We start from the raw sequence: 15089 nt of genomic DNA on the forward strand, positions 1-15089 counted from the left end.
CTGCAAAATTGACGCGGCCAAGCGGCCCTGGACCCTAACGGCCAGGGTGCGACGACAGTTCCGGGAGGGGGTGGGGAGCTGAATGTCTCTCCGCCGTCATTCCGGGGCACGCGAAGCGTGAGCCCGGAATCCATCAGGCGGCAGTGTCGGTGGATGAATGGATTCCGGGCTCGACGCTGCGCGTCGCCCCGGAATGACGAAGCGGCCTAATCCGGCCGCACCATCTCGAACATGTTTTCCGGCTTGATCTCGAAATAGTCGCCGCGGCGGCCGGCGCGGACGATCGGGCGGGCGTCAGCGGTCTGGTAGACGCCGTCCTTGATCAATGTCTTGTCGATGTGGACGGCGACGACCTCGCCGAGCGTCAGCCAGGCGTCGGCCTCCTTGCCGTCGGCGCCCTTGAGGCGGACGATGTCGGACACCTTGCACTCGAAGGCGACCGGGCTCTCGGCCACGCGCGGCACGTTGACGAGCTTGCCGGGCACAGCGGTGAGGCCGGCGAGCTTAAATTCGTCGACCTCGGGCCCGACATGCGCGGCGGTCGCGTTCATGTGCTTTGCGAGATCCATGGTGGTGAGATTCCAGACGAACTCCCTGGTCTGCTCCATGTTCGAGACCGTGTCCTTCCAGTTGGTGGAAGAAAACCCAATGATCGGCGGCACGTAGCAGAACGCATTGAAGAAGCTGTAGGGCGCGAGGTTGACGTGGCCCTTGCTGTCACGCGAGGAGATCCAGCCGATCGGCCGCGGCGCGATGATGGCGTTGAAGGGATCGTGCTTGAGGCCGTGGCCCTTGGAGGGCTCGTAGAAATACAGGTCTTTGTCGGTCACGCTGGCTCTCCGCTCTCCGTCATTCCGGGGCGATGCGAAGCATCGAACCCGGAATCTCGAGATTCCGGGTTCGGTCCTACGGACCGCCCCGGAATGACGGCAAGGACGTTATAGGAGAAACTTCCCGCCCCGTCAGTGGCGCGGGGACAGACCGGCGATGACGAAATCGATCATCTGGTCGATGGTCGGGCCAGGCTTGGTGGCGCACTGGGCGATCATCTGGGGATGGAAGAAGCGGAGCATCGCGGTGCACGAGCAGAGCGCGGCCAGCTGCAGGTCCGGCGCCTCGAACTCGCCGGAGGCGACGCCTTGCCCGATCATGTGGCCGACGACGCCGGCGATGCACTCCATATGGGCGACGCAGACGTCCCAGTCCTCCTCCATCGCGATCGCGACCATCTCGTGCAGCTTGTTGTCGCCGACATAGCGCTCGGTGTTCATGCGATGGATGGTGGTGAGCAGCTCGCGGAAGCGCTCCTTGACCGGACCCGGCTCCGCCACGATCCGCTGGGCCTCGAGCTCGACCTCGCCCATCAGCGAACGAGCTACCGCCTGGTGGATCGCCTTCTTCGATTCGAAGAAGCGATAGACGTTGGCGGGGCTCATTCTGAGCTCCTTGGCGATGTCGCCGACCGTGGTCTTCTGGTAGCCGATCTGGCGGAACAGCCGCTCGGCCACCTCGAGAATGCGGTCCCGGGTGTCGCCTTCGATATGTTCCGAAATAAGGGCCATCAGTCAGGACTCATCAATCAGCACTTCATCTCACTTATTCAGCCGCTTCAGCAAGCGGAATTGCCGGATGGTCATCGCTGCCATGCTGCGATGCGGCGGGCTGCTCGGGTGAACCCGCCTCGTCCAGGCTCTTGCGGAACCAAAGTGCATAGAGGCCCGGCAAATACAGCAGGGTCAGGAAGGTCGCGACGAACAGGCCGCCCATGATGGTGATCGCCATCGGCCCCCAGAAGGCCGAGCGCGACAACGGGATCATGGCAAGGATGGCGGCGAGCGCCGTCAGCACCACCGGACGGGCACGGCGGACGGTGGCTTCCACGATCGCCTCGCGCCGGGGCAGGCCGTGGCTGACGTCGGTCTCGATCTGGTCGACCAGGATGACCGTGTTGCGCATGATCATGCCGGCGAGCGCAATCAGGCCGAGCAGCGCCACGAAGCCGAACGGTGCGTTGGCGACGTTGAGGCCGAGCGAGGCGCCGACGATGCCCAGCGGCGCGGTCAGGAACACCAGGATAAGGCGCGAGAAGCTCTGCAGCTGGATCATCAGCAGCGTCAGCATCACCATGACCATCATCGGGAAAAGGACGAAGATCGAGGCATTGCCCTTGGCTGATTCCTCGAATGCGCCGCCCGGCTCGATCCGGTAGGCCGGCTCGAGGTGATCCATGATCGGCTTGAGCTTCGGCGTGATCTGATTGGTGACATCAGGGGCCTGCACGCCGTCGACGACGTCGGAGCGCACTGTGATCGCCATGTCGCGGTTGCGCCGCCACATGATCGGCTCCTCATGGGCGTACTCGATCCTGGCGATCTGCTGCAGCGGCACGGCCACACCATTGCGCGAGGTGATGGTGAGATCGCCGACGCCGCCGAGGTCGAGACGCTCGGAGGGGATCGCGCGGGCGACCACGCCGACCTTCTCGATGCCGTCGCGCACGGTGGTGACCTGCGATCCGGAGATCAGCATCGCCAGCGCCTGCGAGACGTCCTGCGGCGTGAGGCCCATGGCACGGGCGCGGTCCGGGTCGACGACGAGCTTGAGGTAGGGCGACTGCTCGTTCCAGTCGAGCTGAACGTCCTTGACGCTCTTGTTTTCGCGCATGACGTCGCGGACCTGGTAGGCGATCTCGCGCACCTTGTTGGCATCCGGACCGATCACGCGGAACTGCACGGGGAAGCCGACCGGCGGGCCGAAATTGAAGCGGTCGACGCGAACGCGGGCCTCGGTCAGCATGCCGTCGGCGACCGCATTCTCGATCTTGGCCTTGATGCGCTCACGCGCCTCGACGCCCTTGGCGACGATGACGATCTCGGCAAAGGCCTCGTTCGGAAGCTGCGGGTTGAGGCCGAGCCAGAAGCGCGGCGATCCCTGGCCGACATAGGACGTGTAGGTCTCGATGTCCTTGTCATCCTTCAGCAGGGTCTCGGCCTTCTTCACCGCCTTTTCGGTGACGTTGAAGGCGGTGCCCTCGGGCAGGCGCAGCTGGAAGAACAGCTCGGGCCGCTCCGACAACGGGAAGAACTGCTGCTGGACTTTACCGAAGCCGACGATGGAGGCGACGAAAACGACGACGGTCGCGACGACGACCGTGATACGGTGGTTGACGCACCATTGCACGACGGCGCGCAGGCCGCGATACATGCGAGTCTCGTAGACCGCATGCGGATCGTGATTGTGATGCGCCTTCATCTCGGGCAGCAGCATGACGCCGATATAGGGCGTGAAGATCACCGCCACGAACCAGGAGGCGACCAGCGCGATCGCCACGATCCAGAAGATGCTGCCGGCATATTCGCCGACCGCGGAATTGGCAAAGCCGATGGGGAGGAAGCCAGCGGCCGTGACCAGCGTTCCCGTGAGCATCGGAAACGCAGTTGATTCCCAGGCAAAAGACGCCGCGCGCATGCGGTCCCAGCCCTGCTCCATCTTCACCACCATCATCTCGACCGCGATGATGGCGTCGTCGACGAGCAGGCCGAGCGCGATGATCAACGCGCCGAGCGTGATGCGATGCAGGTCGAGCGACATCGCGTTCATGACGATGAAGACGATACCGAGGACCAAGGGCACCGACAGCGCGACCACGATGCCGGTGCGCCAGCCCAGCGCCAGGAACGAGACGAACAGCACGATGACGAGTGCTTCCATGAAGGAGCGCACGAACTCGCCGACGGCGTGTTCGACCACCTTGGGCTGGTCGGCGATCAGCTTGACGTCGATGCCCTGCGGCACTGCCTTCATGAAGTCGTCCGTCGCCTTCTGGACCTCCTTGCCGAGATCGAGGATGTTGGCGCCCTTGGCGGTGACGACGCCGATGCCGATCGCGGGCTTGCCTTCCTGGCGGACGACGAAGCTCGGCGGATCGACGAAGCCGTGGGTGACGGTGGCGATGTCACCGAGGCGGAACACGCGGCCGTTGCTCTCGACCGGGGTCTCGGCGACCGCCTTGGCGCCGTCCAGCGCGCCGGTGACGCGCAGCGGCACGCGCTGCGAGGAGGTCTCAACCGTGCCGGCCGGCGTCACGTTGTTCTGCTTGGCGAGCGAGTCGAACAGGGCCTGCGGCGTGATGCCGAGCGTGGCGAGCTTGGCGTGGCTGAACTCGACGAAAATGCGCTCGTCCTGGTTGCCGTAGACGTCGACCTTGGTCACGCCGGGCACCTTCAGGAGGCGCTGACGAAAACCTTCCGAGACCTTCTTGAGCTGGGCATAATCGGCGCCCTCGCCGGTCAACATGTAGAGGATGGAATCGACGTCGGAGAACTCGTCGTTGACGACGGGCCCGAGGATGCCGGACGGCAGCTGGCCTTGCACGTCGACCAGCTTCTTGCGCAGCAAGTAGAAGAGATAGGGCACGTCCTTCGGCGGCGTGTTGTCGCGGAAGGTCACCTGCAGCGCGGTGAAGCCGGGCTTGGAATAGGTCTGCACCTTCTCGAAATAGGGCAGCTCCTGGATCTTCTTCTCGATGGGGTCGGCGACCTGGGTCTGCATCTCCTGCGCGGTCGCGCCTGGCCACATCACGGAGACGTTGACCACCTTCACCGTGAAGAACGGATCCTCGGCACGGCCGAGCTTCTCATAGGAGAAGAAGCCGGCAGCGCCGAGCACGATCATCAGGAAGAGAACCAGCGTCGGATGGCTGACTGCCCAGGCCGAAAGGTTGAAGCGCTTCATCGCACTCTCCGAAAGACGATCCAGTTGCAACAAGGACAGCCGCTCTGCTCAAACCGTCGTCGCGAGGCAGCGAAGCAATCCAGGGGGCTGGGCAGGTTCTGGATCGCTTCGCCGCTTCAGCCTTTGCTTAGGGACAAAGGCAGAAACTCGCCTCGCACGACGTAGCTCTATTTCTCTTTGTCATTCCGGGGTGGTCCGAACGACCAGACCCGGAATCTCAAGTTTCTCAGGTGCGCAATTGCGCACCGTAGTTCACGCTGCGCGTGCCCCCGGAATGACGGTAGTTAAAAGGAAAGCGACGATACGATCCGCACCCGTTGACCCGGATCGAGCTTCTGCACACCGAGTGCAACGATCTTGGCGCCCTCTTCCACGCCGCCGGTAATGACGACGTCCTTGCTCTCATAGGACTTCACAGTCACCGGCTTCAGCGAGACGCCTCCGCTGTCGTCGACGACGTAGAAGGACGGCTTGCCGCCTTCATTGAACAAAGCCGAGAGCGGCAGCCGGGCGACGCGCTCAGATGCTGCATCCGACAGCGTCAGCGTCGCCGTCATGCCGAGCGCGACCTTGTCGTCGGCCTCGGGAAGCGAGAACTTTGCGAGATAAGTGCGCGTGGCCGGATCGGCCGCCGGCGCGATCTCGCGCAGCTTGGCCATATACTTCTTGTTCGGCTCGGACCAAAGAGTGACGCTGGCGACGCCCGACTTGGCGCGTCCGACCAGCGTCTCAGGGATCGCGACGACCGCTTCCTTTTCGGCAAAGCGGGCGACGCGGATCGAAGCCTGGCCCGCGGCAACCACCTGGCCGGGCTCGATCAGCGTTGCGGTGACGACGCCGCGGGCGTCGGCGTTGAGCGTCGCGTAGGAAAGAGAGTTCTTGGTCAGTTCGACCGACCGTTCGGCCCGGTTCAGGCGGGCACGGGCCTCGTCGGCGGCGGCACGGCTCGAATCCAGCTGCGCATCGGTGGTCCAGCCCTTGGCCTTCAGGTCCTTGGCGCGCTGCTCGGCGGCGGCGGCCTGGGCCAGGACGCCAGTCGCCGCAGTCAGCTCGGCGACGGACTGCTCGGCCTGGAGCTTCAGGTCGATCTCATCGAGCGTCGCCAATGGCTGGCCGACTTCGACGGTCTGGCCGACCTCGACGAGGCGCTTTGCGACCTTGCCGGCGACGCGAAAGCCGAGATCGCTCTCGATCCTGGGGCGGATGGTGCCGACGAAGCTGCGCTCCGGCGTCTCTGCACCATAATGCGCGGTCGCGACCAAAACCGGCCGCGGCGGTTCCGCCTTTTCGGCAACGGTGTCATTGCACCCAGCAAGGGCTGCAGCCATGAAGGCCAGCGAAACGCCTGCCAACAGCCTGGAATAGCTCGACAAAACGGATCGGACGAACATGAAGGACACTCCTCTCGAATGAGAGGAATGTCGAATAATCACTGATAAAAGTCAATAATCGTCAGTCATCAGGAATCCGTGATCGTTAAAGGGTGGTAACGATTAGGAGGCGATCATCAGGGAAGTGAAATTGTAGGCGGGGCAAAGCGAAGCCTACCCACCTACCCAGCCAGCGTCAGAGAAAGAAGTTGGTAGGCACGGCGCGCAACGGCGCGCCTTTGTCCCTTCTACGAGCCTATTGCCTCACCGTCCCTGCCCGACGAACTCGTGCTTGCTGTCGTGGCCTCCGATCAAGGTGAGGATGCCTGCGATCAGAGGCAGCACGGCGAGTACCAGGAGCCCGGTCGAGGTCTGGCCCGTCGCTTCCTTGACCCAGCCGATCAGATACGGCCCGCCGAAGCCGGCGAGATTGCCGATCGAGTTGATCAGCGCTATGGCGCCGGCGGCTGCAGTCCCGGAGAGCCACGCGGTCGGCAGGGTCCAGAACACGCCGAAGCAGCAGAACACGCCGATCGCGGCGACGGTCAACACCGCCATCGTCGCCGTAGGATCGGTGAGATAGGAGGACGCGCCGAGCGCAACCGCCGTGAGCAGCAGCGGCGCACCGACATGCATGACGCGCTCGCGCGTCGCATCGGAGTGCCGCGCCCACAGGATCATGGCGAGCGTGCCGAACAGATACGGGATCGCCGTGACGAAACCGGTCTGGGCGTTGGTGAGGCCGAACGCCTTGACGATCTGCGGCAGCCAGAACTGCATGCCATAGAGTGCGCCGACGAAGCCGAAATAGATCAGGCTGAGCGCGATCACCCTCGGCGAGGACAGCGCTTCGCCGAGCGAGAAATGCTTCACCGCCTGCTTGGCCGCTATTTCCGAATCGAGCTTGGCCTTGAGCCAGGCCTTCTGCTCGGCCGAGAGCCAGTCCGCTTTCTCCGGTCTGTCGGTGAGATAGAACCAGGTGACGATGCCGAGCAGCACGGAAGGGATGCCCTCGATGATGAACAGCCACTGCCAGCCCTTCATCCCCATCATGCCGTCGAGGCCGAGCAAGAGGCCCGAGATAGGCGCGCCGATCACGGTCGAGACCGGCACGGCGATGGCGAAGGCCGCCAGGAAGCGGGCGCGATATTCGGCCGGATACCAATAGGTGAGATAGAGGATGATGCCGGGGAAGAAGCCGGCCTCGGCAACGCCGAGCAGGAAGCGCAGGACATAGAAGCTCGTGACGCCGCTGACCATCGCCATCAGCGCCGAGATGATGCCCCAGCTCACCATGATGCGGGCAATCCAGCGGCTCGCGCCGAATTTCTCCAGCGCGAGGTTGCTCGGAACCTCGAAGATGAAATAGCCGATGAAGAAGATGCCGGCGCCCCAGGAGAAGATCAGCGGCGTGAATTTCAGGTCCGCGTTCATGGTCAGCGCGGCGAAGCCGAGATTGACGCGGTCGAGATAGGAGAAGAAGTAGGCCAGGACCAGGAACGGAATCAGGCGCCAGGAGATTGCGCGGATCGTCGAAGTTTCGATCTCCGACTTGTTGAAGTTTTTGGCGCCGCCGGCGGAACCGGCATAGGTGGTGGTCTGGCTCATGGCTTCCTCCCCGGGGTTGTTGCTTTTTTCGGGTCTGCGGCCGTTTTCAGCATCGAGAGCAAAGAGTCAATGGAGCAAGCAATGCACGAGACGCAGCCGGGCACGCCTGTTGCGCCTGTACGGACGTCGCTGCGCCGCGCCACCCTCGCGCTCGCCGTGATCGTCTGCGGACTGTCGCTGCGCTGGTACGGATTCCCGCTCGGGCTGCCGGCGTTAGTCGTGAAGTACGGCGGCTCGCTGCTGTGGGCGACCATGGTGCTTCTGCTGGTCGGAGCCTTGTTGCCACGGCTGACGCGGGGCCAGCTTGTGGTGATCGCGACGCTGATCGCGGTGGTCGTGGAATTCTCGCGCCTGGTGCATACGCCCTGGCTCGATGCATTCCGGCTGACGACGGCCGGCGCATTGCTGCTCGGGCGCCTCTTCTCGCCGTGGAACCTGGTGGCCTATGCGGTCGGGATTGCGTTCGGCGTTTGGATCGAGCGACTCGCCACGATGCACGCTCTTGTAGGGTGGGCAAAGCGCAGCGTGCCCACCACGAGCAGATGGTAGGCACGGCGGCTAATGCGCCTTTACCCACCCTACAAGACCGAAGCCGAGTGTCACTCCGCCAGTTGAAACCGCTCGAAGCGATCGAGCTCTTCCTCGATCTTCCGCTTGAGCTCCTTGCGTCCCGCCGTCTTCCTGCCCTGCCCGACCCAGGTCCATTTCTGCATCAACAGCTTCTTGTTCTGCCGGTCGGTTTTGAGATCGAGCGCGGCGACGATCTCGTCGCCGACCAGCACGGGCAGCGCGAAATAGCCGAGCTTGCGCTTGGCTTTGGGCACATAGGCTTCGAACAGATGATTGTAGCCGAAGATGAGATTGGTGCGCTTGCGCTGGATGATCAGGGGGTCGAACGGCGAGAGGATGTGGACGAGATCCGGCGACACCTCGCCGCTCGCTTCGAGCGCCGCAGGCGCGGCCCAATGCTCCTGCTTGCTGGAGCCGTCGATCGCGACGGGCACGAGTTCGCCGCGGCGGACGCGCGAAGCGATCAGGCGTGCGACCGGCTTCTTGCTCGGCGCGTCGAGATGGCAGATCGAATCGAGGCTGACCACGCCCTGCGCGCGCAGCGCGCGATCGAGCAGATAGGCCGTGATCTCCCTGCTCGAGGCCGGCCTCGGCAGCTTGTCCCAGTCGAAATGGCGCGTCATCAGCTCGTAGGTCTTGAGCATGCCCTGGCGCTCGCTGATGGTGACCGCGCCGGTATAGAAGGCGAGCTGCAAGGCCCGCTTCGAGGGCTTTCGGCTCTGCCACAGATGCTCCTTCTCGACGAGCACGTCGTCCTCGATGTCACGGATCGTCAGCGGACCGGCGCGCAGCAGCCGCATCACCTTGCGCATGTCGGCCGGCGTCACGGAAGCGAACCATTTGTGACCCTCGCGACGGTGCTCGCGCATTGCGGGGAGAAAGAAGCGGAAGTCGTTCGCCGGCACGTAGGAGAGCGCGTGGGTCCAGTATTCGAACACGCTCTTGTCGATGCTCTGGGCCTGGCGCAGATCGGCGCGGCGGTAGGACGGGATCCGGCTGAACAGGATGTGGTGATGGCTGCGCTCGATGACGTTGATGGTGTCGATCTGGACATAGCCGAGATGCGCGACCGCGTCCGCAACGGCCTGCGTGCCATCGCCGAACGGGGTACGCTCGTCGAGCCGCTGGGCGTGCAGCCAGATCCGCCGAGCTTCTGTCGTGGTGATCGGAAACGGTTTCGACGTACGGGACATTGCAGGCGGTAATGTAGCGGGATTCGTGCCGAGGCAAAGACGCAAGGGACACGAAAAAGCCGCGCTGCCATCTGCTGCCAGCGCGGCCATGACGTGGGAAATCGGCGGACGTTACTTCATCGCCATCGCCTTTTCGGCGCTCATGTAATGCTTGCAGGCGCCGCGCATGTTGCCTTTGCTCATGTCGGAATTGGCCGCCGCCATCGACTTCCTCGCTGCGATCTTGCCCGGCGTGTCTTCGCCACCCATCCCGGCAACGAGCTTTGCCATGTTTGCACTTGTGCACGCCATCTTGGCGGCCGATGCGGGAGTCAGAGCGAGTGCCACGAATGCCGTCGCAAGTAACAGGGTCTTCATCAAATTCTCTCCTCCAAAAAGGAAGCCGGCTTGATGCCGGCCACCGCGCCGGTCATTTTTCAGCGACAAACTTTTCAAGGAGAAGACAGTTTCGTTGCTGCGTTGCCGCATTAGACCGCTTTCAGCGTGCGACTTTTGGGCGCTCCCCGACGCTGCCGATTGCGACTTCAGGCTCACTGGAGGCCTTCCCGCAGGTTCGAGCTTCTTGCCCCCGACCAGGCGCAGACGATCGAACCTGATCGGAGTTCTGCCCGAGCGTGACGAAAGTCACATCGAGGCCTTTGAACCTGCGCTAGGCTCAGAGCATCAAATCGCCATCAGGCGTAACAGCGAGGATACGACAATGACCCGTTTTGATAAGTTTTTTGGACTGAAGGCGATAACTCTCTCCGCCGCCCTGACGATGACGGCAGGCCTTGCGCTGGCGGGTGACAACAACGTCACCGCCGGCCAGATCGTCGATGCGCTGAAGCCGAAGCCGTTGACCCGCGGGCTGTCCGTTGCGCCGCAGGTCGACACGACCGTGCAGGCCAAGGAAGCGAGCTTCCTGAACACCGTGCGCAACCGCTCGACCCGGTCGCTCTCGACCGGCGAGCGCGAGCAGATCGCCGAGCTAGCTGCGACCAAGCCGAAGATCGATCTGGAGATCCAGTTCGACTATAACTCGGCCGACATCGCCAAGACTTCGATGGCATCGGTGCAGGCGCTCGGCAAGGCGCTGTCGGATCCGGCGCTGAAGGGCTCGACCATCGTGGTCGCCGGCCACACCGATGCGACCGGCGGCGAACAGTACAATCAGGGGCTCTCCGAACGGCGCGCCGACACCATCAAGAAATACCTGATGCAGAACTACGGCCTCAACGGTACCGATCTCGTCACCGTCGGGTACGGCGAGACCAAGCTGAAGGATGCCGCCAACGGCACCGACCCAGCCAACCGCCGCGTCCAGGTCGTCAACATGGACACCAAGACCGCGTCGAAGTGATCACTCGAGGGTTCGCCGCCTGCCGCCCACCGGCAGGCGGCTCACACCGGCACCGGCGCGACGAGCGCCTCTCTCACCAGCCGTGCGAGCTCGGCCTTGCGGTAGGGCTTTTCCAGGATCAGAGCGCCCTGCCGGACATGGCCGTTTGCCGCCAGCGTCTCGAGCGCGTAGCCCGACGTCAGCAGCACGCGCAGCTCAGGCCTGTCCTTGCGTGCGACCCCCGCGAGCTCCCAGCCATTGACTCCGCCGGGCATGACCACATCGGTGAATAGCAGGTCGATGTGCGCCGTCGTCGCAAGCGTCTGCAAAGCCTCCCTGCCGTCGACGGCGGAGACGACCTTGTAACCCAGGCTCTCCAGGCTCATGACCGCGTAGGATCGGACGAACGGATCGTCCTCGACGACCAGCACGGTCTCGGATCCGCTATCTGTCACCTCCTTTTCGACCGCAAGCGGTACGTCCTGCGTCTTCGCCAGCACGGCCGGAAGATAGATCCGCACCGTCGTCCCCAGGCCGGGCTCGCTGTAGATCGTGACATGGCCGTTGGACTGCTTGGCGAAGCCGTAGACCATGCTGAGCCCCAGCCCACTGCCCTTGCCCACCTCCTTGGTGGTGAAGAAGGGCTCGAACGCACGTTCAAGCACCGGCTTCGGCATGCCGGAACCGGTGTCGGTCACCGCGATCACGACATACTCGCCCGGCCCGACCTCGGGATGAGCGTTGTGATCGCCCGGATCGAGCGATGCGTTCGCCGTCGAAATGGTCAGACGTCCACCTGATCCCATCGCGTCCTGGGCGTTCAGCGCGAGGTTGAGAATCGCCGATTCGAGCTGCGCGGGATCGGCAAAGGCGTGTCGGAGCGCGGGATCGGTCTGGGTAGCGATGGCAATGTCCTCACGCAGCGTCCGCCGCAGCAGCTTGTGCATGGATTCGACGAGCTTGTTGCATTCCGTCTCGACCGGCCGCAGCAACTGCTTGCGGCTGAAGGCGAGCAGGCGCTGCGTGAGCTCGGCGCCGCGTTCGCCGGCGCTGCAGATGTCCTCAGCGAGCCGCTTCAGGTCGGCGCGCGACAGCAATTGCTCCGCCAGGAATTCCGCGTTGCCGACGATCACGGTGAGTAGATTGTTGAAGTCGTGGGCGATGCCGCCGGAGAGCTGGCCGACCGCCTCCATCTTCTGCGCCTGGATCAGCTGGGCCTCGGTGCGCTTGCGGTCGCTCAGATCGTGGATCATGCCGACGAAGATCGGCGAGCCGTCCTGCTCCGCCTCGCCGACCGAAAGGTCCATCGGAAAGGTCGTGCCGTCCTTGCGCCGGCCCACCACCTCGCGGCCGATGCCGATGATCTTCTTCTCACCGGTGGTCAGGAAGTTGCGGACGTAGCCGTCGTGCTCGGATCGGTAGGGCTCCGGCATCAGGATCGTGACGTTCTCTCCCAGAACTTCGTCGGCCCGGTACTTGAACAGTCTTTCGCAGGCCGGATTAAACTTCAGGATGGTGCCGTTGGAATCGATCAGGATCACGCCGTCGACGGCGGTGTCGACCACCGCACGCAGCCGCACCGCGCTCTCGCGCAACTCGCGCTCGACCCGCTCGCGCTCCGTGAGGTCGTGGACTATGCCGACGAAGATCGATTCGCCCGACGCCTGCTTGGTCTCGCCGACGGACAGATGCATCAGGAAGGTCGAGCCGTCCTTGCGCTGTCCCACCACCTCGCGGCCGATACCGATGATCTTGCGTTCGCCGCTGACATGATAGTTGTGAAGATAGCCGTCATGGGCGTCGCGGTAAGACGAGGGCATCAGCACCTTGACGTTCCGTCCGATGACCTCGCCGGCGGAATAGCCGAACAACTTCTCGCAGGCCGGATTGAACATCAGGATGCCGCCCCGGGCGTCGATCAGGATCACCCCATCGACGGCGGTGTCGACCACGGCACGCAGCCAGTCCGCGTTGGAATGATCCGGACCCGCAACGCCGTCCCTCGTGCCCACCTGCTGTTTCTCCGATCCCGGCGATGTCGGGTAATCCACACGCGCCGATTGATTCACGCAAGCCCAATTTTGCCGGGCCAATGCACGCGAGCGGGCATTAGATCCAGCTTTGGAACAACATCAGCCGGTTGAACCACCTCATCGAGGTGCCGACGAACGCTGCGGAAATCGGCAGCATGACTGCAAAGCCGGCCGCGGCGACGCCGACATAGGCCCACAGCAGCCACCGCGGCAGCCCCTCGCGGCGCAGCACATAGACCAGCGCGAGCGAGGCCGCGGTCGCTGCGGGCAGATAGTAATAGATGAAGCCCAGCGTGCGCGGCAGCAATGCCCAGGCGAGCCAGGGGCCGAAATAGAATGCTGCGATCAGAAACGCATCCCAGCGCCGCGCCACGACGAAATCGCGCAGCGCCACGGCGAGGGCAGGCAGAGCCGGCCATAGGACCAGCGGATTGCCCAGAAAGGCGATCGCAGCGACGTGGTCCTCTGCGGTCTTGTCGAACAGGAACCAAACCGGGCGCGCCAGCAGCGGCCAGGACGGCCATGAACTCATATAGGTGTGGCCTGCGATGGCGGTCGTGGTGTTGTCGGCAAAGATGCGCCGCTGGGCCTCGATCAGGCCAGCCAGCGAAAATCCGTGAAGCGGAACGAAGGCGGCAAGATAAGCCACCATCGGAAGGACCGCGAAGCAGAGCGCGAGGTGATGCAGCTTCAGGGCGGGCCACAGCTCCGGCCGATACCAGTCGTCCGGCCTCGCGTCCGCGAACAGCGTGCGCCAGCCCTGCATCAGGCGGATCACCGCGACGATGACGATGCAGACGCCCAGCGGAAACAGGCCGCTCCATTTGCATGCCGCGGCAAGCCCGAACAGGGCGCCTGCGGCGGCAAACATCGCCTGCGGCCGCTCTCTTCGAAAACCATGCATGAAGGCGGCGATCGCAAGCAGGCCGAAGCCGAGCGCAAAGATGTCGAGCATCGCGATGCGCGCCTGCACATAGAGCATCTGGTTGAAGCCGGCGATCAGCGCCGCGGCGATCGCGGGCCCTTGCGCGGAGAACAGCGCAAGGCCGCACAGATAAATTGCGACGATCGCGAGCGCGCCGAACAACGTCGCGGGATAGCGCCAGCCAAACGCATTGTCGCCGAAGGTTGCGATCGAGGCCGCGATCAGTTCCTTCGCCAGCGGTGGATGCATGGGATTGAGCATCGGCTGCGACATCGAAGGCGCCAGCATTTGCTGTGCCGCGGGGACGTAATGCACCTCGTCGAAGACGAATTTCTCCGGAGTCGCGAGGCCGATCAGAAGCGCCAGATGCGCGATCAGGAAAATAACGACAGCAATCACTGCGCTCCGCGACACGTTCGGAACCGCGGGCAATTCAAGCGTCTTTTGTGGAGCCGTCTTGCGTGGCAAATCTGCTTCACCGAGGAGAAAAAATATACTTGTCATCGTCATTGAACGTATTCTGCCGCGGCTGTCACTAAGCTTGATGCGCGTCGCGCGCCGCTTGTGATAATTCCGCCACATCACAAGCGCGCGCGATCCGGTACGATCAGGGACACATCGATCGGTTGCGAAATGAATTTACGTTTTTGGCTTTTTCCCCTCCTGCTCACGGCCGCATTCTGCGCGGCGTCCGGCGCCAAGGCGCAGACGCGCGTCGGCCAGGCCGTCGTGATCCAGAACGAAGTGGTGCGCGTCGCCGCAACCACCACGCCAGTCAATGTCGGCGACAACATGCTACGCGACGAGACCGTGCGCACCGGCGTGGACAGCGCCGCGCGTTTCGTGATGGCCGACAGCACCAACCTGTCGCTCGGGCCGAGCGCGACCCTGAAGCTGGACCGCACCGTCTTCAACGACGAGCGCAGCTATCGCGACATCGCGATCCGCATGACCACCGGCGCGTTCCGCTTCGTCACCGGCAATTCCGACAAGTCCGCCTACAAGATCACGACCCCGCTCGCGACCATCGGCGTGCGCGGCACCACGCTCGACATCCTCTCGCAGCGCGGACGCTCGGTGGTCGTGCTTCAAGACGGCGCGGCCAGCGTCTGCACGAGGAGCGGCCAATGCGTGCAGCTCACGCAGCCCGGCGAGACCGCGGTCATCACCTCGACCGGCGGCAATGTCAGAATCACAAAGTCCAACACGCCGCCCTGGACCTTTGCCGCCAACTGCGCCGCGAGTGCCGGGCTGTGCGCGGTCAACCAGTATGCCGGCGCCTCGCCGACCTTCACGCCCGCCGTCCAGGACGACGGCATGCTGTGCGGACGCTGA

General features: G+C 63.8%; 12 protein-coding genes. 3 read left to right on the top strand and 9 right to left on the bottom strand.

All coding sequences use genetic code 11. The features are described 5' to 3' along the window. Positions 1-206 precede the first annotated feature (206 nt). The 5 genes from AC3WLX_RS10935 to AC3WLX_RS10955 form a co-directional block, all read right to left on the bottom strand. Entirely contained in the window at positions 207-830 is a 624-nt protein-coding gene (locus AC3WLX_RS10935; protein WP_492335834.1) for a flavin reductase family protein, read from the bottom strand. 132 nt (positions 831-962) lie between these two features. Further along, positions 963-1562, bottom strand: coding sequence for a TetR/AcrR family transcriptional regulator (locus AC3WLX_RS10940; RefSeq protein WP_492335835.1), 600 nt, complete (start codon positions 1560-1562; stop codon positions 963-965). A 34-nt stretch (positions 1563-1596) separates the two neighbouring features. Beyond that, a complete protein-coding gene (locus AC3WLX_RS10945; RefSeq protein ID WP_492335836.1) occupies positions 1597-4734 on the bottom strand; it encodes an efflux RND transporter permease subunit in 3138 nt (1045 codons plus the stop codon). Between the two features lie 284 nt (positions 4735-5018). Continuing rightward, on the bottom strand, positions 5019-6125 hold the full coding sequence (locus AC3WLX_RS10950; RefSeq protein ID WP_492335837.1) for an efflux RND transporter periplasmic adaptor subunit: 1107 nt from the start codon (positions 6123-6125) through the stop codon (positions 5019-5021). Between the two features lie 243 nt (positions 6126-6368). Then, positions 6369-7712, bottom strand: coding sequence for an MFS transporter (locus AC3WLX_RS10955; RefSeq protein WP_492335838.1), 1344 nt, complete (start codon positions 7710-7712; stop codon positions 6369-6371). Between the two features lie 81 nt (positions 7713-7793). Between AC3WLX_RS10955 and AC3WLX_RS10960 the strand changes: the two genes are divergently transcribed. After that, positions 7794-8261 carry a ribosomal maturation YjgA family protein gene (locus AC3WLX_RS10960; RefSeq protein WP_492335839.1) on the top strand — a complete coding sequence of 156 codons (468 nt, stop codon included), beginning with the start codon at positions 7794-7796 and terminating at the stop codon, positions 8259-8261. Between the two features lie 50 nt (positions 8262-8311). On the opposite strand, the gene AC3WLX_RS10965 is transcribed toward AC3WLX_RS10960, so the two are convergent. Then, positions 8312-9475, bottom strand: a complete 1164-nt coding sequence (locus AC3WLX_RS10965; protein ID WP_492335840.1) for a winged helix-turn-helix domain-containing protein — start codon at positions 9473-9475, stop codon at positions 8312-8314. A 111-nt stretch (positions 9476-9586) separates the two neighbouring features. Next, complete coding sequence (locus AC3WLX_RS10970) at positions 9587-10009, bottom strand: hypothetical protein (protein ID WP_492335841.1); 423 nt, start codon at positions 10007-10009, stop codon at positions 9587-9589. A gap of 166 nt (positions 10010-10175) precedes the next feature. Between AC3WLX_RS10970 and AC3WLX_RS10975 the strand changes: the two genes are divergently transcribed. After that, a complete protein-coding gene (locus tag AC3WLX_RS10975; protein WP_492335842.1) occupies positions 10176-10817 on the top strand; it encodes an OmpA family protein in 642 nt (213 codons plus the stop codon). Positions 10818-10858: 41 nt separating this feature from the next. Here AC3WLX_RS10975 and AC3WLX_RS10980 read toward each other — a convergent pair whose 3' ends face one another. Together AC3WLX_RS10980 and AC3WLX_RS10985 are read right to left on the bottom strand one after the other, a co-directional pair. After that, a complete protein-coding gene (locus AC3WLX_RS10980) occupies positions 10859-12808 on the bottom strand; it encodes a hybrid sensor histidine kinase/response regulator (RefSeq protein WP_492335843.1) in 1950 nt (649 codons plus the stop codon). 97 nt (positions 12809-12905) lie between these two features. After that, positions 12906-14336, bottom strand: coding sequence for a phospholipid carrier-dependent glycosyltransferase (locus AC3WLX_RS10985; RefSeq protein ID WP_492335844.1), 1431 nt, complete (start codon positions 14334-14336; stop codon positions 12906-12908). A 51-nt stretch (positions 14337-14387) separates the two neighbouring features. Here AC3WLX_RS10985 and AC3WLX_RS10990 point away from each other — a divergent pair, with 51 nt between their 5' ends. After that, on the top strand, positions 14388-15089 hold the full coding sequence (locus AC3WLX_RS10990) for a FecR family protein (protein WP_291628648.1): 702 nt from the start codon (positions 14388-14390) through the stop codon (positions 15087-15089).

Source organism: Bradyrhizobium sp. FW305-F6 (assembly GCF_058782905.1).

Excerpts from the sequence above, each read along its gene's own strand:
- AC3WLX_RS10975 (WP_492335842.1), top strand. The coding sequence starts at position 10,176 with ATGACCCGTTTTGATAAGTTTTTTGGACTGAAGGCGATAACTCTCTCC.
- AC3WLX_RS10950 (WP_492335837.1), bottom strand. The coding sequence starts at position 6,125 with ATGTTCGTCCGATCCGTTTTGTCGAGCTATTCCAGGCTGTTGGCAGGC.
- AC3WLX_RS10960 (WP_492335839.1), top strand. The coding sequence starts at position 7,794 with ATGCACGAGACGCAGCCGGGCACGCCTGTTGCGCCTGTACGGACGTCG.
- AC3WLX_RS10990 (WP_291628648.1), top strand. The coding sequence starts at position 14,388 with ATGAATTTACGTTTTTGGCTTTTTCCCCTCCTGCTCACGGCCGCATTC.
- AC3WLX_RS10945 (WP_492335836.1), bottom strand. The coding sequence starts at position 4,734 with ATGAAGCGCTTCAACCTTTCGGCCTGGGCAGTCAGCCATCCGACGCTG.
- AC3WLX_RS10955 (WP_492335838.1), bottom strand. The coding sequence starts at position 7,712 with ATGAGCCAGACCACCACCTATGCCGGTTCCGCCGGCGGCGCCAAAAAC.
- AC3WLX_RS10965 (WP_492335840.1), bottom strand. The coding sequence starts at position 9,475 with ATGTCCCGTACGTCGAAACCGTTTCCGATCACCACGACAGAAGCTCGG.
- AC3WLX_RS10940 (WP_492335835.1), bottom strand. The coding sequence starts at position 1,562 with ATGGCCCTTATTTCGGAACATATCGAAGGCGACACCCGGGACCGCATT.
- AC3WLX_RS10985 (WP_492335844.1), bottom strand. The coding sequence starts at position 14,336 with ATGTGGCGGAATTATCACAAGCGGCGCGCGACGCGCATCAAGCTTAGT.